The sequence below is a fragment of the Streptomyces violaceusniger Tu 4113 genome (assembly GCF_000147815.2).
Taxonomy (GTDB): domain Bacteria; phylum Actinomycetota; class Actinomycetes; order Streptomycetales; family Streptomycetaceae; genus Streptomyces; species Streptomyces violaceusniger_A.
The window spans coordinates 2,316,269-2,340,434 of sequence record NC_015957.1 but is presented as its reverse complement, the minus strand read 5'-3'; the positions used below and the strand labels follow the sequence as shown (position 1 = coordinate 2,340,434).

The 24,166-nt window shown below is 74.0% G+C and carries 21 protein-coding genes and 1 pseudogene; 12 read left to right on the top strand and 10 right to left on the bottom strand.

The window, feature by feature from the left end; all coding sequences use genetic code 11:
* Window positions 1-17 precede the first annotated feature (17 nt).
* From STRVI_RS10265 to treZ, 5 genes are all read left to right on the top strand, one after another.
* A complete protein-coding gene (locus STRVI_RS10265) occupies window positions 18-950 on the top strand; it encodes an NADP-dependent oxidoreductase (protein ID WP_014055571.1) in 933 nt (310 codons plus the stop codon).
* Between the two features lie 175 nt (window positions 951-1,125).
* Window positions 1,126-3,585: a malto-oligosyltrehalose synthase gene (treY, locus tag STRVI_RS10260; RefSeq protein ID WP_014055570.1), complete on the top strand. Its 2,460-nt coding sequence runs from the start codon at window positions 1,126-1,128 to the stop codon at window positions 3,583-3,585.
* A 182-nt stretch (window positions 3,586-3,767) separates the two neighbouring features.
* Window positions 3,768-4,877, top strand: a complete 1,110-nt coding sequence (locus STRVI_RS10255) for a lytic polysaccharide monooxygenase (protein WP_014055569.1) — start codon at window positions 3,768-3,770, stop codon at window positions 4,875-4,877.
* A gap of 311 nt (window positions 4,878-5,188) precedes the next feature.
* A complete protein-coding gene (locus tag STRVI_RS10250; protein WP_014055568.1) occupies window positions 5,189-6,097 on the top strand; it encodes a GNAT family N-acetyltransferase in 909 nt (302 codons plus the stop codon).
* 79 nt (window positions 6,098-6,176) lie between these two features.
* Window positions 6,177-7,937: a malto-oligosyltrehalose trehalohydrolase gene (gene treZ, locus STRVI_RS10245; RefSeq protein ID WP_014055567.1), complete on the top strand. Its 1,761-nt coding sequence runs from the start codon at window positions 6,177-6,179 to the stop codon at window positions 7,935-7,937.
* A gap of 64 nt (window positions 7,938-8,001) precedes the next feature.
* Here treZ and msrB read toward each other — a convergent pair whose 3' ends face one another.
* The 4 genes from msrB to STRVI_RS10225 form a co-directional block, all read right to left on the bottom strand.
* Complete coding sequence (gene msrB, locus STRVI_RS10240; protein ID WP_014055566.1) at window positions 8,002-8,409, bottom strand: peptide-methionine (R)-S-oxide reductase MsrB; 408 nt, start codon at window positions 8,407-8,409, stop codon at window positions 8,002-8,004.
* A 14-nt stretch (window positions 8,410-8,423) separates the two neighbouring features.
* On the bottom strand, window positions 8,424-9,848 hold the full coding sequence (gene murC / locus STRVI_RS10235) for a UDP-N-acetylmuramate--L-alanine ligase (RefSeq protein ID WP_014055565.1): 1,425 nt from the start codon (window positions 9,846-9,848) through the stop codon (window positions 8,424-8,426).
* 98 nt (window positions 9,849-9,946) lie between these two features.
* Window positions 9,947-10,423 (bottom strand): hypothetical protein, encoded by a 477-nt coding sequence (locus tag STRVI_RS10230; protein WP_043235701.1) that lies wholly within the window; start codon window positions 10,421-10,423, stop codon window positions 9,947-9,949.
* Between the two features lie 75 nt (window positions 10,424-10,498).
* Window positions 10,499-11,353 (bottom strand): pyrimidine reductase family protein, encoded by an 855-nt coding sequence (locus STRVI_RS10225; protein ID WP_014055563.1) that lies wholly within the window; start codon window positions 11,351-11,353, stop codon window positions 10,499-10,501.
* A 67-nt stretch (window positions 11,354-11,420) separates the two neighbouring features.
* Between STRVI_RS10225 and zapE the strand changes: the two genes are divergently transcribed.
* Entirely contained in the window at window positions 11,421-12,530 is a 1,110-nt protein-coding gene (zapE, locus tag STRVI_RS10220) for a cell division protein ZapE (protein WP_043235699.1), read from the top strand.
* A gap of 148 nt (window positions 12,531-12,678) precedes the next feature.
* Here the strand turns inward: zapE and STRVI_RS10215 are convergent, their stop codons facing one another.
* The 3 genes and pseudogenes from STRVI_RS10215 to STRVI_RS50505 all read right to left on the bottom strand — a co-directional run.
* On the bottom strand, window positions 12,679-12,885 hold the full coding sequence (locus STRVI_RS10215; protein WP_435532611.1) for a hypothetical protein: 207 nt from the start codon (window positions 12,883-12,885) through the stop codon (window positions 12,679-12,681).
* A gap of 46 nt (window positions 12,886-12,931) precedes the next feature.
* A complete protein-coding gene (locus tag STRVI_RS10210; RefSeq protein WP_014055559.1) occupies window positions 12,932-13,600 on the bottom strand; it encodes a hypothetical protein in 669 nt (222 codons plus the stop codon).
* An 862-nt stretch (window positions 13,601-14,462) separates the two neighbouring features.
* Window positions 14,463-15,027: pseudogene (locus tag STRVI_RS50505) on the bottom strand (ABC transporter ATP-binding protein); the annotation flags it as partial.
* Between the two features lie 67 nt (window positions 15,028-15,094).
* Here STRVI_RS50505 and STRVI_RS10200 point away from each other — a divergent pair.
* Window positions 15,095-15,943 carry a peptidyl-tRNA hydrolase gene (locus STRVI_RS10200; protein WP_014055557.1) on the top strand — a complete coding sequence of 283 codons (849 nt, stop codon included), beginning with the start codon at window positions 15,095-15,097 and terminating at the stop codon, window positions 15,941-15,943.
* Between the two features lie 295 nt (window positions 15,944-16,238).
* Window positions 16,239-16,787 carry a MepB family protein gene (locus tag STRVI_RS10195; protein ID WP_014055556.1) on the top strand — a complete coding sequence of 183 codons (549 nt, stop codon included), beginning with the start codon at window positions 16,239-16,241 and terminating at the stop codon, window positions 16,785-16,787.
* 73 nt (window positions 16,788-16,860) lie between these two features.
* On the opposite strand, the gene STRVI_RS10190 is transcribed toward STRVI_RS10195, so the two are convergent.
* A complete protein-coding gene (locus STRVI_RS10190; RefSeq protein WP_014055555.1) occupies window positions 16,861-17,775 on the bottom strand; it encodes a class I SAM-dependent methyltransferase in 915 nt (304 codons plus the stop codon).
* Window positions 17,776-18,039: 264 nt separating this feature from the next.
* On the opposite strand from STRVI_RS10190, the gene STRVI_RS10185 reads away from it, so the two are divergent.
* Entirely contained in the window at window positions 18,040-19,092 is a 1,053-nt protein-coding gene (locus tag STRVI_RS10185) for an NAD-dependent epimerase/dehydratase family protein (RefSeq protein ID WP_043235694.1), read from the top strand.
* 542 nt (window positions 19,093-19,634) lie between these two features.
* On the opposite strand, the gene STRVI_RS10180 is transcribed toward STRVI_RS10185, so the two are convergent.
* Both STRVI_RS10180 and STRVI_RS10175 read right to left on the bottom strand, forming a co-directional pair.
* Entirely contained in the window at window positions 19,635-20,747 is a 1,113-nt protein-coding gene (locus tag STRVI_RS10180; protein WP_014055553.1) for a sensor histidine kinase, read from the bottom strand.
* Window positions 20,740-21,564 carry a response regulator transcription factor gene (locus tag STRVI_RS10175; protein ID WP_014055552.1) on the bottom strand — a complete coding sequence of 275 codons (825 nt, stop codon included), beginning with the start codon at window positions 21,562-21,564 and terminating at the stop codon, window positions 20,740-20,742. The genes STRVI_RS10180 and STRVI_RS10175 overlap by 8 nt, the downstream gene beginning before the upstream one ends.
* 116 nt (window positions 21,565-21,680) lie before the next feature.
* Between STRVI_RS10175 and STRVI_RS10170 the strand changes: the two genes are divergently transcribed.
* From STRVI_RS10170 to STRVI_RS10160, 3 genes are all read left to right on the top strand, one after another.
* Window positions 21,681-22,403, top strand: a complete 723-nt coding sequence (locus tag STRVI_RS10170) for a glycosyltransferase family 2 protein (RefSeq protein WP_014055551.1) — start codon at window positions 21,681-21,683, stop codon at window positions 22,401-22,403.
* 104 nt (window positions 22,404-22,507) lie between these two features.
* The gene (locus STRVI_RS10165) at window positions 22,508-23,179 is read left to right on the top strand and encodes a TIGR04282 family arsenosugar biosynthesis glycosyltransferase (protein ID WP_251982877.1); all 672 of its coding nucleotides are present in this window, start codon (window positions 22,508-22,510) and stop codon (window positions 23,177-23,179) included.
* Entirely contained in the window at window positions 23,176-23,964 is a 789-nt protein-coding gene (locus STRVI_RS10160) for a class I SAM-dependent methyltransferase (protein WP_014055549.1), read from the top strand. Before STRVI_RS10165 ends, STRVI_RS10160 begins: the two co-directional genes overlap by 4 nt.
* The last annotated feature ends 202 nt before the right edge of the window (window positions 23,965-24,166 follow it).

Genomic DNA, 24,166 nt, shown 5'->3' with positions numbered 1-24,166 from the left:
TCCAAGCCAGGAGAGTCATGCGAGTCATCACCCAGCAGACGCTCGGCGGTCCCGAGGTGCTCACCATCGTGGACGCGCCCGAGCCCCAGCCCCTCCCGACCGAGGTTCTCGTCCGCGTCAAGGCGATCGGGCTGAACCCGCTGGAGGCGCTCCTGCGCGCCGGCGAGTTCCCCCCGCTGCTCGGCCGGCCGCCGTTCATCCTCGGCTGGGACATCAGCGGCGTGGTCGAGGAGGGGCCGCTGACGTATCGGTTCAGGCCTGGCGACGAGGTGTTCGGGATGCCGCTGTTCCCGCGGGCGGCGAGCGCGTACGCCGAGGTCGTGTCGGCGCCGGCGCTGCACCTGGCACCCAAGCCCGCGTCGCTCTCGCACATCGAGGCGTCGGCGCTGCCGGTCGTCGGGCTGACGGCGTGGCAGGGCCTCGTCGACCTCGGCGGCGTGACCGAGGGCGACCGCGTCCTGGTCCACGGCGGTGGTGGCGGGGTCGGCCACGTCGCGATCCAGATCGCGAAAGCGCTCGGCGCGCATGTGATCGCGACCGCCGGCGGGAGCAAGCGGAAGTTCGTCGAGGGGGTCGGCGCCGACGAGGTGATCGACTACACGGCGGTCGACTTCACCGAGGCGGTCCGCGACATCGACGTCGTGCTCGACACGATCGGCGGCGACACCGTCGAACGGTCCCTCGAAGTACTCCGCCCGGGCGGTCACCTGGTGACGGCGGTCGCCGAGGAGGATTCGGAGCTCGTCGCCAGGTACGAGGCGGCCGGCATGCGCTTCAGCGGCATCGCGGTCGACCCCGACCCGGTCGCCCTGCGAGGTCTCGTCGAACTCGTCGAACAGGGCAGGCTCCGGGTCCACGTACAGGAGACGTTCCCGTTCGAGCGCGTCGCCGACGCGCACCGGCTGCTCGACGGCGGTCACCTCCAGGGCAAGCTCGTCCTCACCATCTGATCCCGTCGTGGGGCCTCGCGTGCGCGAGGCCCCACTGATGTACGGCTGGTGAACCTCCCGCCTGTGGCGACCCGGCAAGCGTTGATGCCCGGGTCGCCCCCGCCCGGGGCCGGGGGCGCGTCCGTTCGGGTGCGCGGAGCTCTGATGGGGCGCGCCGGGTGGGTACGTACGTTCCATGACGGCTGACCCCGGCACACCCACCGCCACCTATCGCCTCCAGCTCCAGCCCGCCTTCCCGTTCGCGGCGGCGGAGCGAGCGGTGCCGTATCTGGCCTCGCTCGGCGTCTCCCATCTGCATCTGTCCCCCGTGCTGGAGGCGGTGCCCGGCTCCACCCACGGCTATGACGTGGTGGACCACTCCACCGTCCGGGCCGACCTGGGCGGCGAGGAGGGGCTGCGCGCACTCGCCCGTACGGCGCGGGCGCACGGCCTCGGGCTGATCGTCGACATCGTCCCGAACCATATGGCCGCCCCCGCCCCCGAGCGGCTCAACGGCCCGCTGTGGGAGGTGCTGCGGGACGGGCCGGAGTCGCCGTACGCGCGGTGGTTCGACATCGACTGGCCGGCCCAGGGCGGCAAGGTGCTGCTGCCGGTGCTCGGCGGTCCGCTCGGCGAGGAGTGGGAGCGGCTGCGGGTCGAGGACGGGGCGCTGCGCTACTACGACCACGCCTTCCCCCTGCGGCCCGGCACCGAGGGACTGCCGCTCGCCGAGCTGCTGGACGCCCAGTGGTACCGGCTCGGCTGGTGGCGGCTGGCCCGCACCGAGCTCAACTACCGGCGCTTCTTCACCATCTCCGAGCTGATCGCGGTGCGGGTGGAGGATCCCGAGGTCTTCGACGCCACCCACGCCACGCTGCTGGAGCTGATGCGGGACGGGGTCGTGGACGGGCTGCGGATCGACCATCCGGACGGGCTCGCCGATCCGGCGGGCTATCTGCGGCGGCTGGACCGGGCGGTGCGGGCGGCGACGGGCGAGACGAGGGACGGGGCCGGCGGGGGCGGCCGGTGGACCGCGTCGGAAGGCGGGGCCGGCCGGTGGACGGTGGTCGAGAAGATCCTCGCCCGGGACGAGCGGCTCCCCGAAACCTGGCCGGTCGCCGGGACCACCGGCTATGACGCGCTGCACCACATCGACGGGCTCTTCGTCGACCCGGACGGGCTGGCGAAGCTGACCGTCCTCTATCGCGCCTTCGCCGCTCCCCCGGCCGACCTGGGCGGCGACTGGCCCACGACGGTCCGCCGCGCCGCCCGCGAGGTGGTCACGCATGAGCTGGCCGCCGAGGTGGCACGGCTGACACGCACCGCCTCCCGTCTCTGCGCGGCCGACCCCCGGCTGCGCGACCACGCGCCCTGGGCGCTGCGCACCGCGATCCGCGAGCTGCTGGTGCGGCTGCCCGTCTACCGTCCGTACGCCTCCGTGGGCGGCCCGCCCGCGACGGACGCCGACGCGGTGATGCTGCGCTCGGCGGCGGCGGGCGCCCGGGAGGCGTTCACGGTGGAGCAGGAGGCCCGGGTGGTGCGGGTCGTCCGGGACGCGGCGCTGGGCAGGCTCGGGGACGGCCCGGACCATCGCGACTTCTGCGCCCGCTTCGCCCAGACGGCGGCCGCGCTGCGCGCCAAGTCGGTGGAGGACACCGCCTTCTACCGCTACGCCCCGCTGCTGTCGGCCGCCGAGGTGGGCGGCGATCCGGGGCGGCCGGCCGTGGCCCCCGAGGAGTTCCACGCCTTCGCCGCCGGGCGCCTGAGGGACTGGCCCGCCACCGGCACGGTGCTGTCCACGCATGACACCAAGCGCAGCGCGGACGCCCGGGCCCGGCTCGCGGCGCTCACCGAATGCCCGGGCTGGTGGGGGCGGATGGTGGCGGAGCTGACCCGCTCGGCCCCCGCCCCCGATCCGCAGCTCGCCTGGACGGCGTGGCAGACCGCGCTCGCGCTGGGCCACGGGGACGCCGCACGGCTGGTGCCGGCCGTGCTCAAGGGGGTGCGCGAGGCGAGGCTGCGGACGACCTGGACGGAGCAGAACGCGGCGTACGAGGAGGAGGTGACCGCCTTCCTGGAGGCCGGGCCGTGTGCGGCCGACCCGTCGGTGTGGACCGCGATCGGCGCCGAACTCGACGGACCGGCGCGGGCCAACGCGCTCGGCGCCGCCCTGCTGCAGCTCACCATGCCGGGCGTCCCGGACCTCTATATGGGCACCGAACACCTCTATACGGCCCTGGTCGACCCGGACAACCGCCGCCCGCCCGAGCTCGGCGGCGAGCCGGAGGCGCGGGGCCTCTCCGCCGAGAAGCTGCTGCTGACCAGGGCCGCGCTGCGGCTGCGCCGGGAGCGTCCGGAGTGGTTCGGCCCGGGGAGCGGCTATGCGCCGCTGACCGCCGAGGGGGCTTCGGCGGCGCACTGCGTGGCCTTCGTACGGGCGGACGCCGGGGCCGGGAACGAGGGCGGGGGCGGGGCGGTCACCGTCGTCACCCGGCTGTCGCGGCGGCTGGCGGAGGCGGGCGGCTGGGGCGCCACCCGGCTGCCGCTGCCACCGGGCCGCTGGCGGGACCTGCTGAGCGGGCGGACGGCCGAGGGGACCGAAGCGCTGGACGAGCTGCTGTCCGGGCTTCCGGTGGCGCTGCTGGTCCGTAGCTGACGGTCCCGGGGGCGCCGGGCGCAGCGGGCCGCCGTCCCTCCTGACGCCCCGCCAGAAACTCGCCGCGTTCACGTGCTGAAGCATTTACAGGTGGACGGGGGCGCGCTACGTTCACCAAGCAATTGGGAGCGCTCCCACACCGACGGTTCCTGACCCGTTCACGTCGAAGGGAAACATGCGCAATGCCTCGACGATTACTTGCTCTCGCCATGTCCGCACGCCCACCGGGCCCGTCCCGTGCGCGCAGGTCCGCAATTCTGGTCCTGCTCTCGGTCCTGCCCGCCCTGGGCCTCGTCTTCTTCTCCTCGGGCGGCGCTTCCGCGCACGGCGCGCCGATGGCGCCGGGCAGCCGCACCTATCTCTGCTGGAAGTACAGCCTGTCCTCGACCGGTGAGGTCAAGCCGACCAACCCGGCGTGCAAGGCCGCGTACGACAAGAGCGGTGCGACGCCCTTCTACAACTGGTTCGCGGTGCTCCGCTCGGACGGCGCGGGCCGCACCAAGGGGTTCATCCCGGACGGCAAGCTGTGCAGCGGCGCGGCCACCGTCTATGACTTCTCCGGGTTCGACGTGGGCAGCAAGGACTGGCCGGTGACCCATCTGACGGCCGGCAAGTCGATGCAGTTCTCGTACAACGCCTGGGCCGCGCACCCGGGGTCGTTCCGCAGCTATGTCACCAAGGCCCCGATCGACCCGACCAAGCCGCTCACCTGGAACGACCTGGAGGACCAGCCGTTCAACACGGTGACGGACCCGCCGCTGTCCGGTCAGGTCGGCACGGTCGACGGCAAGTACACCTGGACGGCCAATCTGCCCTCCGGCAAGAGCGGGCGCCACATCATCTACACCGTGTGGACGCGCTCGGACAGCCAGGAGACCTTCTATAGCTGCTCCGACGTGGTCTTCGACGGCGGCAACGGTGAGGTGACGGTCCCCGGCGCCGGCGGCGGGGGCAGCGACCCCACGGACCCGCCGGGCAACCCGCCGACGGCCTCCTGCTCCGCCGCCCAGAAGGTGACCAGCACCTGGAACGGCGGCTACCAGGCCGAGATGAGGGTCACCAACTCCGGTGCCACGCCCATCTCCTCGTGGATGGTCGACTGGACGGTGCCGTCCGGGCAGCGGATCGACAGCGTCTGGAACGGCAAGCTGTCCGCCACCGGTTCCTCGGCATCGGTCACCAACGCCGACTGGAACGGTTCACTGGCCGCCGGGGCGTCGACGACGTTCGGCTATACGGCCGGTGGCGGCTCTCCGGACACGGCGGCCGCGCCGATCTGCATGGTGCACTAGTCTGCCTCTCACACCAGTCCACGCAGGTGCTCCGACCCGCTCATTGATCTGTCAGGTGCACCTCATCCCATGCCGGTCTGCCGCCCCTTCCCCCTCGCGGGCGGCAGACCGGCCCCCGGAAAAATGGCGTGGACACAGCGGCATCGGCGGCCATAGAGTGCGGGCACGCCCTGAAACGAGGAAGGAGGCGAGAGCAATGGACATCACGACGTATCCGCGCTCCCGCCCCCTGTCCGCCGGGCGTATTCGCGTCTGATCCCCATCGATCAGGCGTCCGACCGGGAGCGCATCACTTTCCTGGAAGGAATCCCATGACCGATCTGGTCATCCGTCCTCTCATCGAGGACGACGCTCATCTGTTCCACACCCTGCGGGTCCCCCCGCTCGTCGGCCGGGGCTTCCTCGGCCACACCTACGCCACCGTCGGCCAGGGCGGCGAATACCGCCCCGAGTGGACCTGGGTGGCGCTGCGCGAGGAGCGGGTCGTGGCCCGCGCCGCGTGGTGGGCCGGGCCCGAGGACACCGCGCCGATCGCCCTGGACTGGTTCGACTTCGCCGACGGCGAGGCCGACGCCGCCGCCGAACTGCTGCGCACCGCACCGCTGCACACCGAGTACAGTCTGCTGGCCCCGCCCGGCTGGCGCGATCAGCCCGAGCTGCGGGCCGCCGCCCAGGCCCGTATCGACGCCGCCGTGGCGGGCGGGCTCGTCCCCCTGGTCGAGCGCTACCGCTATGAGTGGACCCCGGAGTGCGGACTGCCCGAGCGCCCGGGGCGGCTGGAGTTCCGGCCGGAGCCCGATGACGCGGCGATCGAGGACGCGCTGCGCCGCATCATGCCGGACACCCTCGACGCGCACGACCGGCGCGCCATCGCCCGGGGAGGTGTCGATGCCGCGGTGCGGGAGCTCATGGACATCCTCGCCTGGTTCCCGTCGCCGCGCGAGTGGTGGCGGCTGGCCTGGACGCCCGAAGGGGAGCTGGTCGGCATCCAGGTGCCCGCGCGCAATCCCCATGGGCCCTGCGTGGGCTACATAGGGGTGGTCGCCGAGCAGCGCGGCCACGGCTACGCGTACGACCTGCTCGTGGAGTGCACCCACGATCTGGTGGAGCAGGGCGCCACGAAGATCGCGGCGGCGACTGACCAGCCCAACCTCCCCATGGCCGCGCACTTCGCCAGGGCGGGGTATCCCGTCACACAGGAGCGCATCGACCTCATCTGACCGGTGTCGCCCTGCTGCGCCGCCGGCGCCGCGTCCCGCAGCATGGTCGGGGACCGTCGGTCGAGGTGAGGAGACGCCAGTGCTGTTCGAGGTGTGGGCGCCGCACGCCGGGCGGGTCGGGCTCCATGTGGACGGGCGTGACCGCCCCATGGAGCCCGACCCGGGCCGCGAGGGGTGGTGGCGGGCCGAGGCCGAGGCCGGACACGGGACGCGGTACGGCTTCGCGCTGGACGACGGCCCGCCGCTCCCCGATCCGCGCTCCCGCCGCCAGCCGGACGGCCCCGAGGGGCTGAGCGCGGTGGTCGACCACTCCCGTTTCCGCTGGGAGCGGGAGTGGTTCGGGCGGCCGCTGCCGGGCGCGGTCCTCTACGAGCTGCACCTCGGCACCTTCACCCATGAGGGCACCTTCGAGGCGGCGGCCGAACGGCTTCCGCATCTGGCCGAGTTGGGCGTCACGCATGTGGAGCTGATGCCCGTCTGCCCGTTCCCCGGGACCCATGGCTGGGGGTACGACGGCGTGGCGCCCTGGGCGGTGCACGAGCCGTACGGCGGGCCGGAGGGGCTGGCGCGGTTCGTGGACGCCGCGCACGGGCACGGCCTCGGGGTGGTCCTCGACGTGGTCCACAACCATCTGGGCCCCTCCGGCAACCACCTCCCGGCCTTCGGCCCGTACTTCACCGAAACCCACCACACCCCCTGGGGCGCGGCGGTCAACCTCGACGCGCCCGGCTCCGACGAGGTGCGCGCGTACTTCACCGGCAGCGCGCTCGCCTGGCTGCGCGACTTCCGCCTGGACGGGCTGCGGCTGGACGCGGTGCACGCGCTGCGCGACAACCGGGCCCGGCACTTCCTGGCCGAGCTGTCGGCCGCCGTGGACGCGCTGGCCGCCCGCACCGGCCGCCCGCTGTTCCTCATCGGCGAGTCGGATCTCAACGATCCGCGCACCACCACCCCGCGCGAGGCGGGCGGCCATGGGCTGCACGCGCAGTGGAACGACGACTTCCATCACGCCCTGCACACCTTTCTCACCGGTGAGCGGCAGGGCTACTACGCCGACTTCGCAGCCGAGGGGCCAGGAGCCCTGGTCAAGACGCTGATGGGCGGCTTCTTCCACGACGGCACCCATTCGACGTTCCGGGGCCGCCGCCACGGCACTCCGCTCACGCCCCACACCACCCCCGCGCACCGGCTGCTCGGCTACGCCCAGACGCATGACCAGGTCGGCAACCGGGCGGTCGGCGACCGGCTCGCCGCCCGGCTCTCCCCCGGGCTGCTGGCCTGCGCGGCGACCGTGGTGCTGTGCGCGCCCTTCACCCCCATGCTCTTCATGGGCGAGGAGTGGGGCGCCCGCACGCCCTGGCAGTACTTCACCGACCACCAGGATCCGGAGCTGGCCGAGGCGGTACGGTCCGGCCGCCGCAGGGAGTTCGCCGCCCACGGCTGGGCGGAGGGGGACATCCCCGACCCCCAGGACCCGGCCACCCGGCTGCGGTCCTGCCTCGACTGGCGGGAGGCGGAGCGGGAGCCGCACCGGGCGCTGCTCGACTGGTACCGCCGGCTGATCGCGCTGCGCCGCGCCGAACCGGCCCTGACCGACCCCACCTGGGCGTATACGGGTCTGTCCACCGGTTCGGACGGCTGCTTCAGCTTTCAGCGCGGCCCGCTGCGGGTCCTGCTCAACCCGGGCGACCGGCCGGTCGAGACCTGGTTGGGGCCCCGGACCGGCGAGGTCACCGAGGTGGTCGCCGCCTGGCGGCGGATCGAGCTCCCGGGCCCGGACGGCATGCTGAGGCTGCCGCCCGAGACCGCCGCCGTGCTGCGGCTCGGGCCGAGGCCGTGAGGCTTGGGCCGAGGCCCTGAGACTCGGGCCCGAGTGCCGGAGGCTCGGGCGGAGGCCCGGAGGCTCAGCCCTCCTCGGGGGTCAGCCGCAGCGAGATGGAGTTGATGCAGTAGCGCTGGTCGGTCGGGGTGGGGTAGCCCTCGCCCGCGAAGACATGGCCGAGGTGCGAACCGCAGCGGGTGCACCGCACCTCGGTGCGGGCCATGCCGTGCGAGCGGTCCTCCAGCAGCTCGACGGCCGAGCTCTCCGCCGGGTCGTAGAACGACGGCCAGCCGCAGTGGCTCTCGAATTTCGTCTCCGAGCGGAAGAGCTCGGCCCCGCACGCCCGGCAGGAGTAGACGCCGACCGTCTTGGAATCGGTGTACTCACCGGTGAAGGCACGCTCGGTACCGGCTTCCCGCAGCACGTGGTACTCCTGCGGCGTCAGCTCGGCGCGCCACTGCTCCTCCGGCTTGTCGATCTCGTACGCCATGGGGACGGACCTCCTCAGTTCTCCGGGCTCTGCAGACGGGCGAGAATCTCCGGACCGAGATCGGTCACATCGCCCGCGCCCATGGTGAGAACAAGGTCACCGGGCTTGGCCATTCCGGCGATCAGCTCGGGCACCGCATTCCGGTCGTGTTCGGCGGTCACATCCGCCCCGTGGCGGGCCGCGGCGTCGATGACCAGGCCGCTGGTGATACCCGGGACCGGGTCCTCGCGGGCGGGGTAGATGTCCAGGACCACGGAGGCGTCGGCGAGCGCGAGCGCCTCGCCCATCTCGGTGCCCAGCTCCTGGGTGCGGCTGAACAGATGCGGCTGGAAGACCACCAGCACCCGGCCCTCCCCGGCGCCGCCGCGGATCGCCTCGAGGTCCGCGGCGATCTCGGTGGGGTGGTGGGCGTAGGAGTCGATCACCTGCACCCCGGCCGCGGTGCCCTTGAGCTGCAGCCGCCGCTTGACGCCCGTGTACGAGGCGAGGGCGGGGGCCAGCTCGCCGGCCGGGACGCCGAGGGCGGCGCCCGCGGTGAGGGCGGCGACGGCGTTGAGCGCGTAGTGGCGGCCGGGGACGGAGACGGTGAAGGTGATCTCCGCGCCGCCCAGCGACTCCGCGAGCCGGACGGTGACCTCGCTGGTCAGCCCGTGCGGCTCGATGGCCAGGACCCGTACGTCGGCGCTCTCGTCCTCGCCGTAGGTGAGCACCCGCGGCGGCTCCTCGCCCCCGCTGACCCGGGCGGTCAGCTCACGGGCGCCGGACTGGTCGGCGGAGATCACCAGCGCGCCGCCGGACCGGATCCGGCCGACGAAGGTCTCGAACGACGCGTAGATCTCGTCCATCGAGGCGTAGTTGGCGTGGTGGTCGAGCTCCACATTGAGGATGATCGCCACCTCGGGCGCGTACTTGTGGAAGCTGCGGTCGCTCTCGTCGGCCTCGGCGACGAAGATCTCGCCGTCGCCGTGGCGGGCGCTGGAGCCGGGGGCGTCCAGATCGCCGCCGATGACGTACGACGGGTCCAGGCCCAGGGTGCGCAGCGAGACGGCCAGCATCGAGGTCGTGGTCGTCTTGCCGTGGGTGCCCGCGACCGCGATCGGCCGGGAGCCGTCCATCAGCGCGGCGAGCGCGTCGGAGCGGTGCACCACCGCGATGCCGCGCTCGTGCGCCGTGACCAGTTCGAGGTTGTCGGCGCGGATGGCGCTGGAGACGACGACGCCGGTGGCGTCGGCGGCGATGTTCCCGGCGGCGTGGCCGATGTGCACCGTCGCGCCGAGCTCGCGCAGCGCCCCGACGATCGGCGAGTCCTTGGTGTCGCTGCCCGAGACCCGTGCGCCGCGCATGGCGAGGACCTTCGCCACGCCCGACATCCCGGCGCCGCCGATGCCGATGAAGTGCGGTCGATCCAGCGCGTCGGAGGCGGTGCCGGCCGGTGCCATGTACGGGTCTCCCCTGGTTCTCGGTGTGTGCTGTCGGCCCGATTCTCGCACCCCCCGCGGCCCGCCCCGCCGATGGCCGCGGGGACCCGCGCCGCCGCTCAGCCGCCGGCCGTGGTCTCTTCCTCGTCCACCGCGTGCGAGAAGAGCTTCAGCACCGGGACCCCCACCTTGTGGCGCGCCCGCGAGGCCCAGTCCCGGTGGAAGAACTCCTCCACGAAGTGCGGGGCGGTGAGCACGATCACCTCATCGGCCCGGGTCTCCTCCACGACACCGCGCAGCACCTCCAGCGGACGGCGCTGGACGACCTGGCCCCGGGCCCGGTTCCCGGCCGCCTCGAGCGCCGCCACCGAGTGGGTCAGCGCCTGCTCGGCGGGCTCCAGCGCCTCCCTGCCCTCCGGCTCCTCCCCCTCCTGGCTGGCCTGCTCCAGCTCGCCGAGGGCGATGTCGTCGATCGCGCGCAGCAGCCGGTCCTTGCTGCCCCGGGGCTGCATCAGGACGACGAAGGAGACCGGGTCATCGCCGTGCAAGGTGGTGACGAATTCCACGTCGGCGGGGGTCAGGGGCTTCTCAATCATCAATACGCTCGTGAACACGGCGGATGCCCTTCTCCTTCGCGATCCTTTTCGCGGGTTTACGGATGCTTTTATCAGTTATTGGTAAATCCGACGGTAGCGGGTGAAAAGAAACCCGGCTTCCTCCAGGACGGAATCGAGAGTGAACTGTTCCGGTTCCCCCAGTTCGGCTCCGTCCATGATCCGCTTCGCGTCGCCCGCGGTGACCAGGGGGGCCACCGCCAGACACAGTTCGTCCAGCACCCCTGCCGCCGCGAACTGCGCCAGCAGCGTGGGGCCGCCCTCGGTGAGCAGCCGGGTGTGGCCGAGCTCCGCGAGCGCTGTCACGACCGCCGCCGCGTCGACCCGTCCGGACGGCCCCGCCCCGGCGAAGACCACCTCGGCGCCCGCGGCGCGGGCCCGCTCGATCCGCTCCGCCGCGGCCGCCGCGCCCGTGATCACGACCGTCGGGACCAGCGGCTCGGTGAACAGCGGCATCGAGAAGTCCAGGTCCAGGCTCGCACTCACGACGGCGATCGCGGGCGCGGGCGCCTGCCCGAGCGCCGCCCGCCGCTCGGCGAACGCCTCACGGGCGCGCGCCGGGCGGTAGCCCTCCAGGCGCACGGTCCCGGCGCCCACCACCACGGCGTCGGCGAGCCCGCGCAGCACCCCGAAGATCCGCATATCGGCGTCGGAGGACAGGGGCTTGGACCGCCCGTCGTGATGCGCCGCCCCGTCCAGCGAGGACACCATGTTGGCCCGCAGGAAGGCGCCCGAGGGGCCGTGCGGCGGCTCCGGATACGCATAGGCGTCGGCCAGTTCGTCGAGGCCCCATTCACGGTCTTCGGCTGCGCGCTCTCCCGCTGCGTGGTCTTCGGCTTCACGCTCTCCGGCGGTCGTTTCGGCTGGGCTGTCGGCAGACGTTCGGGCAGGCACGGGGAACAGGCGTCGCATAGGCCGCAGTGTGACATGCCTCCCCCTCGGACAGTGCTCGGGTGAAGAGCGACTACCCTCGATATCCGTGTCTGCACCAACCACCGCATCCGGCTCGGCAGGCCGCATAGCCGCCGAAGCCCCCGCCGCTCTCACCGCCCGTGCGCCGCAGGTTCCCGCGGAACGCCTGGTCGCCGAGATGGTGCCGCCTCCCCGCTTCGCCACCGTGAGCTTCGACAACTACATCACCGACCCCGGCCAGCCCAGCCAGGCCGAGGCGGTCGAGGCGCTGCGAGCCTTCGCCGGACGACTCGACGGCGGGGCGGGCGCGAAGGGCGGCCGCCGCAGGCACTGGTTCCGCCGGGAGACCAAGCCCGCGGCGAGCGGCGGCCCGCGCGGGATGTACCTCGACGGCGGCTACGGCGTCGGCAAGACCCATCTGCTGGCCTCCCTGTGGCACGCCACCCCGGCCGCCCCCGAGCTGAAGGCGTTCGGCACCTTCGTGGAGCTGACCAACCTGGTGGGCGCGCTCGGCTTCCAGCAGACCGTGCAGACCCTGAGCGGCCACCGGCTGCTGTGCATCGACGAGTTCGAGCTGGACGACCCGGGCGACACCGTCCTGGTCTCCACGCTGCTGGGCAAGCTGGTCGAGGCGGGCGTGGCGCTCGCCGCGACGTCCAACACGCTGCCCGGCAAGCTGGGCGAGGGCCGGTTCGCCGCGGCCGACTTCCTGCGCGAGATCCAGGGGCTGTCCGCCCACTTCCGTACGCTGCGCATCGACGGCGAGGACTACCGCCACCGCGGTCTGCCCGCGGCCCCGGCCCCGCACTCCGACGAGACGGTCACCCGGGCGGCGCGCCACATACCCGGCGCCTCCCTGGACGACTTCCCCGCCCTGCTGGACCATCTGTCCCGGGTGCATCCGAGCCGCTACGGCGCGATGTGCGACGGCGTCCAGGCCGTCTGCCTGACCGCGGTCGGCCCGATACCCGACCAGTCGACCGCGCTGCGGCTGGTGGTGCTGGCCGACCGGCTCTACGACCGCGAGGTGCCGGTGCTGGCCTCCGGGGTGCCGTTCGACCAGCTCTTCAGCGAGGAGATGCTGAACGGCGGCTACCGGAAGAAGTACTTCCGGGCGATATCCCGGCTCACGGCCCTCGCCCGGGACGCGAAGGGGCTGGCCGACGCCGCGTCGTAGGGACGAGGAGGGAAGCAGCCCGCCCGCGTTTGCCTCATTCCCAGGGACGCCGCCCCCTGGGCCCCGGGGTCCGGGGCGGAGCCCCGGTTGGGGAAGGGGCGGCGCGGGGAACAGCCGGCCGCCGGCTGCAAGATCCGCCGGACACCTCCTAGCCGGAGCAGGCGGTGCGCTGGGCCTCCTGCCACTCGCAGACGGGGCACAGCGTCGCTCCTGGGCGCGAGACGGGGTGCTCGGTGGGCTCACCGCACAGCACGCAGTCCGCGTACGGCGGGCCCTCGGGGAGGTCTTTACGGTCGTCATTGACCGGTCGATCGTTCACGGCCCGGCGGTCGTCCACGACTCGTCGATCATCCACGGCCCGGCGGCCGGCCCCGGCTCCTCGCTCGTCCATGACCCGAACCCTACGACCGGCGGGAGCTCAGCGCGCAGACCAGCGCGGTCGCCCCGGCGGCGACCGCGGCGGTCAGGGCCAAGGGCAGCAGGGGCATCGTCACGGTGCCGCTGTGCGAGCCGTCGACCAGCCCCGAGACGGCGGCGTTCGCGGGCGAGGCACCGGCCACCGACACCAGTAGCGCAGCGAGCATGGTGACCGGGATCGCCCAGCCGGGGCGGCGCAGCAGCGGCCGGTTGCACAGCGCGCCGACGGCCGTGCCGAGCAGGGCGCACGCGACCGCGGCGAGCAGCCCGGCGACGGTCGCCTCCGGCACGGGGACCTCATGCTGGTGGTCCGCGCTGTGCGGATCACTGACCGCCGCGACGAGCAGCGTCCCAGGGGTGCCGAGCAGCAGCGCCGCGCCCAGCGCGGTCAGCACAGCGGCGAGATGCACCCGGGCCGGTCCGACCGCCGCCGAGGCGCAGTCGCGCGCCGCGGCGGGCTCCTGGGTGACACACACCCGCACCAGCCAGGCGGCGATGGGCAACAGCGCGGCGGCGGCGTAGCCGAGCGAGTCGAGGATCGGCTGCCCGGACTGCACCCCGATCCCCAGGAACGCGCCGTAGAGCAGTAACGGCGGCAGCCAGCGGTGCGAGCGGGCCAGCAGGGCCGCCTGATAGCGCAGCAGCGCGGTCATGCCTTCTCCTTCGGCCCTTCGGCGGGCCCGTGAAGCGCTTCGGTGGACTCCTGGGGCGTCTTGTTGCGTTCCTTGGGTCCTTCGGTGCGCTCGTGAGGCGCTTCGGCGGGCTCGCGAGGAAACTCGGCGGGCTCGCGAGGCGCCTCGGTGAGGTCGTAAGGCTCCTCGGTGGGCTCGCTAGGCGCCCCGGCGGACCTGTGAGGCGCTTCGGCGGGTTCCTGCGGCGCTTCGACGAGCTCCTGGGGGTCGCCGACGGTCGTCACCGCGCGGATGTGCCACGGCGGGTCAGCGGTCAGGAGGGTACGGAGCAGGGCGTCGGAGTGGGCGGCGCCGACCGTCAGGCGTACGACCCGGCCCGCCGGACCGGCGGGCGCGCTCCCGCCCCCATACGCGGCGGCCCCGTACTCGCGCACAGCCCCGCCCGGGAGCCCGACGGGCAGCTCGATGCCGGGCGCTCCCTCGGCCTCCACCCGGATCGATGCTTCGGCCGGGGCCGTGGACTGCCCCGGCCGCCTCCCGGCGGAGGACGGCCGTTCACCACCCGAAGCCGACGGGCCGGGCACGGCCGGGCCGTACTCACACACCGCCCCGCCCGGGAGCCCGACGGGCAGCTCCGCCCCGGGCACTCCCTCGGCCTCCACCCCCACCCATGCGACGGCCGGGGCCGTGGACTGCCCCGGCCGCCTCCCGGCGGAGGACGGCCGTTCACCACCCGAAGCCAACGGGCCGGGCACGGCCGGGGTGTGCGCGCGTCCGCCCGGTGGCGCGGGTTCCCGGCCGGGTGGAACCGCTGTCCCCGGTGCCTCGCTGGTGTCCGTGTCCACCGGCACCAGCCGGGTCTCGGCGACGCGCAGGACCCGGCCCGGGGCCCCGGCGAGGCGGCGTGGGTCGTGGTCGACGAAGACGACCGCGCCGCCCTCGGCCACGCGCTCGGCGACCGCCGTGTCCAGCACCCCGCGCGCGGCCTGGTCGAGGCCGGTCCACGCCTCGTCCAGGACCAGCAGCCCGGGGGCGGCCAGCAGCGCCTGTGCCACGGCGATCTTCTGGCTGGTGCCCTTGGACAGCTCGGCGAGCGGGGTGCCGGCGTATCCGTCCGCACCGAACCGCTCCAGCCACTCCCCCGCCCCGCGCGCCGCCGCGGCGCGGGACAGCCCGTGGATCCGGCCCAGGTGGGTGAGGTAGCCGAGGGCGGAGAACGGCAGCTCGGCCGGGAATCGCTCGGGGACGTAGGCCGTGGCCGGGCGGCCGGTGATCCGGCCCGTGCTGGGGGCATCGATCCCGGCGAGCAGCCGCAGCAGCGTGGACTTACCGCTGCCGTTGCGCCCCTCGACTCGGGTCAGCGAACCCGGCGGCACCTCGAGATCGACACCGCGCAGCACCCAGGGCCCGCCCAGCCCGTAGCGGCGGCCGACTCCTCGCAGTCTCATGCTGGTTGAGCATAGGCGCGGTGGCCGGGCCCGGCGGCCGCCGCCGCGGTCCTGGCACACTTGGCGCGTGACCAGCACCGACGCCAGCGCCGAAGTCAACAGCGAGACCGGCACCGAGACCAGCACCGAGACCAGCCCCCGGGCAACCGCTCACCACGGCACCGGATCCGGCGCCGGCAGCAGCCCCTTCCGGCACTCCGGGACCGACCGGGACGCCGCGCCGCAGTTCGTCCTGCCTCTGGTGGTCCGGATCGAGAAGGCCGCGCCCCCGGCGCGCACGGACGCCCTGGAGACGGCGGCGCGCGCCGTGCTGGTGCTGCTGTCGGACGAGCGGGCGACGGCCGCGGACGGCGAGTGGGCCCAGGCCGTACGGGACTGGCAGGACGCCCGGATCCGCAAGGTCGTACGGCGAGCGCGCGGCGCGGAGTGGCGGCGCACGGGCGAGCTGCCGGGCATTACGGTCATGGGCCGGGCGCCCGCCGCGACCGCTGCCGAGGACGGGCCGCCGCCGGCCGCCGAGGTGCGGGTGTTCCCGCCGGTGCCGCTGGACGGCTGGCCCAAGGAGCTCGCCAAGCTCCAGGTCTCCGGCACCGACCTGGACGACCCCGGGCCGCCGCCCGCCCCCGACCTCACCGGTCCGGTGCTGTGGCTGAGCCCCCATGTGGAGATGTCCGCGGGCAAGGCGATGGCCCAGGCCGGGCACGGCGCGCAGTTGGCCTGGTGGGAGCTGGACGACGCGACGCGGGCGGCCTGGCGCGAGGCCGGGTTCCCGCTTGCGGTGCGTACGGCGTCGGCCGAGCGGTGGGACGAGCTCACCACGAGCGGGCTGCCGGTGGTGCGCGACGCGGGGTTCACGGAGATCGCACCGGGATCCTGCACGGTGGTGGCGGACCACCCGGCACTGCGGCGACCGTAAGGCCGTCGCGCGGAGCCGGGGTCGCTTGCGCGCGGAGCCGGGGTTCCTTGCGCGCGGGGGCAAATCCCTGCGGCGCCGGGGGCTAGCCTCCGCGGGACCGCGGAATCCCGTCTCACGTGCCGTCCCGCCCATGCGCCGTCCCGCGTGCCGTACGACGGCCGCTGGCGGCGCCTGCCCTGCGTCGCCTCCCTCCCCGAACCGCGTTGGCGGATCCCGCCACGCCGGACGTGGTGCATGCGTTTGAGCCACCACGGGCACCAGCGGCGTGCGCTGGACGTGATGGCAGGATGAGGCAATGGTGACGAATCAGCCGTGGGCAGAGCTCCACTGTGATCTCTTGGCGGCGCGGACATGGGTGTACGACCCGGGCGGTTTTGCCTGCTCACAGCCGGTTCCCGAGCCTGAGAGCGCCGAGTACGCGGCTCACGGGTTCACGCTCGACGGGCTCTCGGTCAGGTTCCGTGTGGCCAAGACCACCCCGACGAAGGTTGGCCAGTTCGTCACCGTCTGGCAGCGGTCCGCGGAGGGGCCGATCCGGCCCTTCGACGCCGACGACGGGGTAGACCTCATCGTCATCAGCAGCCGCGACAGCGGCCACTTCGGGCAGTTCGTGTTCCCGAGCGAGGTGCTGTGCGAGCGCGGGATCATGTCCCGGAACGGCTCCGCCGGGAAGCGAGGGTTCCGCGTCTACCCGCCGTGGGTGACCACGACCAATCGCCAGGCGCGCACCACTCAGGCGTGGCAGGTGAACTACTTCCTGCCCCTCGGCGAGGACGGCCTTGAGGACGGGCTTGAGGACGGGCTTGTCGACCTGACGCGCGCCCGCGCCCTCTACCACGCGTAGATCCGGGAACCACCCGGCGCCGCGGCGGCCGTAAGGCCGTCCGCCGCGCCGGGGCTCCTCCCGCTCCCAGCGGCTATCGCTTGCGGCGGCGAATCGCGCGGGTGACGACCGGCGGGAGCACATCGGCGGCGAGCCGCCGGACCGCCGTGGGGCGGCGGCTCGGCGCGGCGACGGACGCCGGTGCGGTGGGCGCGGAGCGCTGCTCGCGGGCGGGGTCGCGCGGCTCGTCGGCGTAGCGGGACGTGGGCGGCGTCGGGTTCGCGGGCTTCCCCGAGAACCGCAGCACCCTGCGGCCCGCGATCTCCTGCACGCTGGTGTGCATCCCCTTGCGCCACTCCTCGTCCGCGAGCAGCTCGTCCTGGATCGGCTCCGGGTCGCCCCAGGTGCCGTAGAGCTTCTGCGTGGTCAGGCAGATGGGCCGCAGGCCCCGGGTGAACACCGCCTCCCAGGTCGCAGCGGCCACCCCGGGGGTGTGCTCGGAGCGGAAGTCGTCGAGGACGACGAGACCGCCGGGCACCAGCGTGCTGTGCGCGGTGCCGATGTCGCCCGCCACATGCTCGTACAGGTGCGAGGCGTCCACGTGGATGAAGCGGCAGGTGTCCGCGCCGACGTGGTCGGGCACGACGGAGGTCGGGCCCTGGATGACGACCGGCAGCTCGTCCCAGAAGGCCAGGTAGTTCTGCTCGAATGCGGTGCGGGTCAACGTGGAGTACGACTTGCGTGCCTCCGCCGCGTTCTTCTCGTCCGGCGCGTCCGCGTCGAAGAGGTCACAGACCGTGAACCGCTCGTTCGCCCGCAGATACGCGGCGGTGAAGATGGCGCTCTTGCCCATGTAGGCGCCCATCTCCATCAGGTCCCCGTGCTGCCCGAGGCGCTCCTGGCGGGTCAGAAAGCGGTCGAACAGTACTTGGTCAAGGCTGGGGAACCAGCCCTTGACGTCATTGAGGCTGCGGGGACGCTGGGCCGCGGGGGCGGTGGTGACCGTCATGTGGCTCTCTGTTCGTCGATGGCGGCGGTCCGGAGAGACGTGTCCGGTAATCGTGTCCGGGAGCCCCTGGGGAAAGGATCGTCGGGGACGGGGTCGGGGTCCCGGGGGACGCGAGTGGCCGCCACGGTCGCAGTGAAAGGCAACGCGGGACCGTCTCTCTTGTGACCATTTTGTGACCACGCCTTCTCCGGAAGGTCTTACGGAGCGGTGACGGAACGGCGCGGGGGCGGCCCCCGGCGCCCGCTCGGGCCTAGCGTCGTCCCCATGCGTGTACTCGTCACCGGAGGTGCGGGCTTCATCGGCTCGCATATCGTCACCGCCCTCACCGAGCACGGCCATGAGCCGGTCGTCCTCGATGCCCTGCTCCCGGCCGCTCATCCGACGCCGCCCACGGTGGACGGGGAGTGGATCCACGCCGATGTGCGGGACCGGGAGGCGGTGGTCGCGGCGCTGCGCGGCGTGGACGCCGTATGCCACCAGGCGGCGATGGTCGGTCTCGGCAAGGACTTCGCGGACGCCCCGGCCTATGTGGGCTGCAACGACCTGGGCACCGCGGTGCTGCTGGCGGCGATGGCGGAGCGCGGGGTGCGCGAACTGGTGCTGGCCGGGTCGATGGTCGTCTACGGGGAGGGCCGCTACGACTGTCCCCGGCACGGCCGGGTCCGTCCCGGTCCGCGCGCCGAGGCGGATCTCGCGGCGGGCCGCTTCGACCCCCGCTGCCCCGAGTGCGGCACATCGCTGCGGCCCGGCAAAGTGGAGGAGGACGCACCGGTCGATCCACGCAATGTGTACGCGACGACGAAGCTGGCCCAGGAGCATCTGGCGGCGGCCTGGGCCCGGTCGGTGGGCGGCCGCGCGGTGTCGCTGCGCTACCACAATGTGTACGGGCCGGGGATGCCGCGCGACACCCCCTACGCGGGGGTCGCCTCCTTCTTCCGCTCCGCGCTGGCGCGCGGCGAGGCGCCCATGGTCTTCGAGGACGGCGGCCAGCGCCGGGACTTTGTCCATGTCCGGGACGTGGCCGCGGCCAATGTCGCCGCCCTGGAGGCGGCGCCGGAGGTGGTGGCCCCGTCCACGCTGACCGCGTACAACACCGGCAGCGACGACCCCCATACGGTGGGCGAGATGGCCGCGGCCCTGGCCACGGCGTTCGGCGGCCCGGCGCCCGTGGTGACGGGCGGGTACCGGCTGGGCGACGTACGGCATATCACCGCGTCGTCGCGGCGGATCCGCGAGGCCCTGGGCTGGCGCGCGGCGATCTCCTTCACGGAGGGCATGACCGCGTTCGCCCGCGCCCCACAGCGCGCGGGGGTCTGAGGGGCGGTGGGGGCCCTGACAGCGGCCTGGGGGCGGCGGCCTGAGGGCGGAGCCCTGACGGCGGGAGCCCTGACGGCGGGAGCCCTGACAGCGGCCTGAGAGCGGAGCCCTGACGGCGGCCAGAGGGGACGGGCGCCCAGGCCACGGCGCCCGAGAAGCGGGAGCCCTGACAGCGGCCTAAGGGCGGAGCTCTGACGGCGGCCTGAGGGCGGAGCCCTGACAGCGGCCCGAGGGGACGGGTGCCCAGGCCACGGCGCCCGAGAAGCGGGAGCCCTGACAGCGGCCTGAGGGCGGAGCCCTGGTGGCCTGAGGACGGCGGAGCCGCCCAGGCCACGGCAGCCTGAGAAGCGGGCGCCCTGACGGCGCCCTGAGGGGACGGGCGCCCAGCTCACGGCAGCCCGAGTGGCCGGGGCGCTGACGTGACGGCGGCCTTAGGGGAGGAGCCGCCTCGCGTGACGGCGATCCGAGGGGCCGAGTCGCTCAGGTGACTGCGGGCCCAGGGCCGAGTCGCTCAGGTCGCTGCGGCCCCAGGGCCGAGTCGCTCAGGTGACGGCGGCGGGGAGGCGGACCTCGAAGCGGCAGCCGCCGTCGACGTTGCGGACCGCCGCCTGGCCGTCGTGGGCCTCGACGATGCCACGGACGATGGCGAGGCCCAGACCGGCGCCCGCCGGGGGTGTGCGGGCGTTGCTGCCGCGCCAGCCGGTGTCGAAGACGCGCGGAAGGTCCTCCTCCGGGATCCCGCCGCAGCCGTCGGTGACCGACAGCACGACCGTGTCCGCCACCCGCTCGGCGGTCACCGCGACCGTGCCGTCCGCCGGGGTGCGGCGGACCGCGTTGACAAGCAGGTTTCCGAGCACACGGGTCATCTCCTTGCCGTCGACCTCCACCGGGACGGGGTCCACGCGGTCGCCGATCAACTGGACGCCCAGCTCGCGGGCGAGCGGATCGACCCCGGCGAGTGCGTCGCCGATCAGGTCGTAGACGGAGATCCGGGTGGGGCTGAGGGAGAGCGCCCCGGCGTGGATGCGGGAGAGCTCGAAGAGGTCGCCGACCATCGTGTTCAGCCGCTCCACCTCGGTGCGGATCCGGCGGAGGTAGCGGTCCGGGTCCGGGGCCACCCCGTCCTCCAGCGCTTCGGACATCGCGCGCAGCCCCGCCAGCGGGGTGCGCAGATCGTGGGATATCCAGGCGACCAGCTCCCGGCGGGAGGACTCCAGGGCGCGCTCACGCTCGCGGGAGGCGGCCAGCTTGGCGCTGGTGGCGGCCAGTTCGCGGCCGAGCGCGGCGAGTTCGGCGGTGGCCTGGCCGTCGGGGGCGGCGAAGCTCCCGCCGTCCCCGAAGGAGCGGGCGGCGAGGGCCAGCGCGTTGCTGCGCGCCACCACCCAGCGGCCCAGCAGCAGCGCGGTGACCAGGGACACCACGGCGGCCATGGCGCAGACGGTGGTGACCACCGTCAGGTCGTGCGGGGACAGGAACATCGCCCAGGCGACGGCCAGCGTCCCGGTGAGCATCGCCGTGACCGCGACGGCGGCGACCACGGCGAGGGACACCGCGACCGAACGGCCGCGCACCAGCCGCAGCGCCAGCGCGCCCAGCAGACCGGCCGCCGCCGCGCCGAGGAAGGCGAACGCCGCCATGAGGAACACATCACGCATCGGAACCCGCCCCCCGCCCGTCGCCGTCCCGTCGCCCCTCGTCCCGTCGCGCCTCGCCCCCTGGGCCGTCGTCCGGTGGCCCCTCGTCGTCGGCCTCGGGCGGGGCGTCGAAGCGGTAGCCGATGCCCCAGACGGTCTGGATGAGCCGGGGCGCGGCGGGATCGTCCTCGACCTTTCCGCGCAGCCGCCGCACATGGACGGTGACGGTGGACAGATCCCCGAAGTCCCAGCCCCAGACCTCGCGCATCAGCTCCTCGCGGGTGAAGGCCACCCCCGGGTGGCGCAGCAGAAAGGACAGCAGGTCGAACTCGCGCACCGTCAGGGCGAGTTCCCGGCCGTCCCGGGTGGCGCGCCGGGCCAGGGCATCGAGGGTGATCCCGGCGCGGTGCGCCACACCGCCCGGGGCGGGGGCGGACGAGCCGGGGACCTGCGGACCGGTCCGGCCGCGGCGCAGCACAGACTCCACGCGCAGCACCAGCTCCCGTGGGCTGAACGGCTTGGTGACGTAGTCGTCCGCGCCGATCTCCAGGCCGAGGATCCGGTCCTCCTCGTCGCCGCGCGCGGTGAGCATGATGACCGGCACCGGGCCCCTGCCCCGGAGCGCGCGGCACACCTCCAGCCCGTCCATACCGGGCAGCATCAGGTCGAGGACGACCAGGTCCGGCCAGCGGGCGGCGGCGCGGGCGAGCGCCCCGGGGCCGTCGGCTGCCTGGTCCACGGCGAATCCGGCCCGGCCGAGGTACCCGGCGACGACCTCGGCCACGGTCGGATCGTCGTCCACGACGAGCACGCGGGTGGGAGACGGGGTCTGCTGCATGCCCCACAGCGTGACACCAGGTCCGGCGCCAGGATGCGGCAGGGAGCCCGCGGACCGGGCGACGTCCGTGTTTCGTAAGAACCTGAAGCCCGAAATGTCGCTTTCTCCTTCGTAGTGTGGTGCAGGTGACAAACTCGACCACCCCCTGTGCGGACGTCGTCCTGCCCTGTCTGGACGAAGCCGCCGCCCTGCCCTGGGTGCTGGCCCGCATCCCGGCCGGCTGGCGCGCCATCGTCGTCGACAACGGCTCCACGGACGGCTCGGCCACGATCGCCCGCGCCCACGGCGCCACCGTCGTGCATGAACCGCGCCGTGGCTTCGGCGCCGCCTGCCATGCCGGGCTCCTCGCCGCCGAGGCCGACATCGTCTGCTTCTGCGACTGCGACGCCTCGCTCGACCCCGGCCTGCTCACCGCCTTCGTGCGGACCGTCGCGGAAGGCGGCGCCGACCTCGTGCTGGGCCGGCGACGTCCCCAGGAACGGGGGGCCTGGCCGATGCACGCCCGGCTCGGCAATATCGCGCTGACCCGCATGCTGCGCCGGCGCACCGGCCTCACGCTCGGCGACCTCGGCCCACTGCGGGCCGCGCGGCGCGAACCGCTGCTCGCCCTCGGCCTCACCGACCGCCGCAGCGGCTACCCGCTGCAGATGGTCGTGCGGGCCGCGGACGCGGGATGGCGGGTCGAGGAGCGGGAGGTGCCGTACCGGCCGCGCACCGGGAAGTCGAAGGTCACCGGCACCTGGCGGGGGACCTGGCACGCGGTGCGCGATATGCGCGCCGTGCTGCGCCAGCCGCCGGTGGCCCACGACCTGGCCGCCGCCACGAGGGCCGCACGGTGAGCGCCGCGCCACGCGAGGGTGCGAACGCGGCGGAGGCCCCCTCGGCTCCCGACCGCCCCGGCTCCGGACCCGATGCCGCCGATGGGCCCGTCCCCGGTGCGGATATCCATGCGGACACCGGCTCCCGGCCTGCCCACGAGGACGGGACGACGCTGCTCATCATCGCCAAGGAACCGGTGCCCGGGCGGGTGAAGACCAGGCTCACTCCCCCGTACACCCCCGCCGAGGCCGCCTCGCTCGCCGAGGCATGCCTCGCCGACACGCTGCACGCCGCGCTCGCCATGCCCGCCCGCCGCAGGGTCCTGGTGCTCGACGGGCACCCCGGGCCGTGGCTGCCACCGGGATTCGAGGTGGTGCCGCAGTGCGACGGCGGTCTGGACGAACGGCTCGCCGCGGCCTTCGCCACCTGCCGGGGCGCCGCCCTGCTGATCGGCATGGACACCCCGCAGGTGACCCCCGCTCTGCTCGCCCCCGCGCTGGGCCCGAACGGCTGGCACGACTGCGACGCCTGGTTCGGCCCGGCCGCCGACGGTGGCTTCTGGGCCTTGGGCCTCGCGCAACCGGACCCCGGGCTGCTGCGGGGCGTGCCGATGTCCACCGCCACCACCGGTGCCGCACAGCGGCGCCGGCTGACGGACGCGGGGCTGCGGGTGCGCGACCTGCCGATGCTGCGCGACGTGGATACGGCGGAGGATGCCGCACGCGTGGCGGCCGACGTCCCGGACGGGCGGTTCGCCCGGACCCTCGCCCGGCTGTCCCGGACCACCGCCCGATGAGCGCGGCGGAGACGGTGCGAGACGGATCCGTACACGACGGACTGGTGAAAGACCGGTCCGTACACGACGGATCGGTACGAGACGGGCCGGTACGTGAGCGGACTCCCGCTCGCCGTGCGGCGGCCGCCTGGCACGCCGACCCCTATGTCCGGGCGCTGCACGCGGGCCGAGGTCCGCTGTTCCTGCGCCGAACCGACGGCTGGATGCTGCCCTTGGACGTCGAACGCTGGTGTGCGGACGCCGACGCGGCCGACCGGACCGTGCTCCGGCGCTGCCAGGGCCCGGCCCTCGACATCGGCTGCGGACCCGGTCGGCTGGTGGCCGCACTGGCCCTGCGCGGCCGTCCCTGTCTGGGCATCGACGTCAGCCAGGCCGCGGTCGCCCGAACGGTCCGTGCGGGCGGGCCCGCGCTGTGCCGCTCGGTCTTCGAACCGCTGCCCGGCGAGGGACGCTGGGGCACGGCACTGCTGATCGACGGCAACATCGGCATCGGCGGCGATCCGCAGGCACTCCTCGCGCGCGTCGCTCAACTCATAGCCCCCGAAGGGCTGCTGCTCGTGGAGGCCGCGACCGTGGATGTGGACGAGCGGGTGCGGGTGCGCGTGGACGACGGCCGGGGCGACGTGGGAACGGCCTTCCCCTGGGCCCGGGTCGGCGTCCCGGCACTGCTGCACCACGCGCGCGCGGTGGGCTGGAACCCGGTCGAGCAGTGGACCGCGCGGGACCGGAGCTTTGTGTCGCTGCGCCGCACACCGCCCCCGCCCCGGTCCGCCACGGAGCGCTGAGCCGTGCCCGCATCGCTGCGCGGCCTGCTGCGGCCCGGCCGACTCGCCCGATGGACCGGCCGGGTGCCTGATCAGCGCTCCGGCCCGGGCCCCCGCCCAACGGCCCGCGACCGCCTCGCACCACCGCCTGACAGCACGGACGAGCCGCGCCCGACAGAGCGCCCCACCCGGGCCTCGCGGGCGCGGACCGCCCACCCGTGGA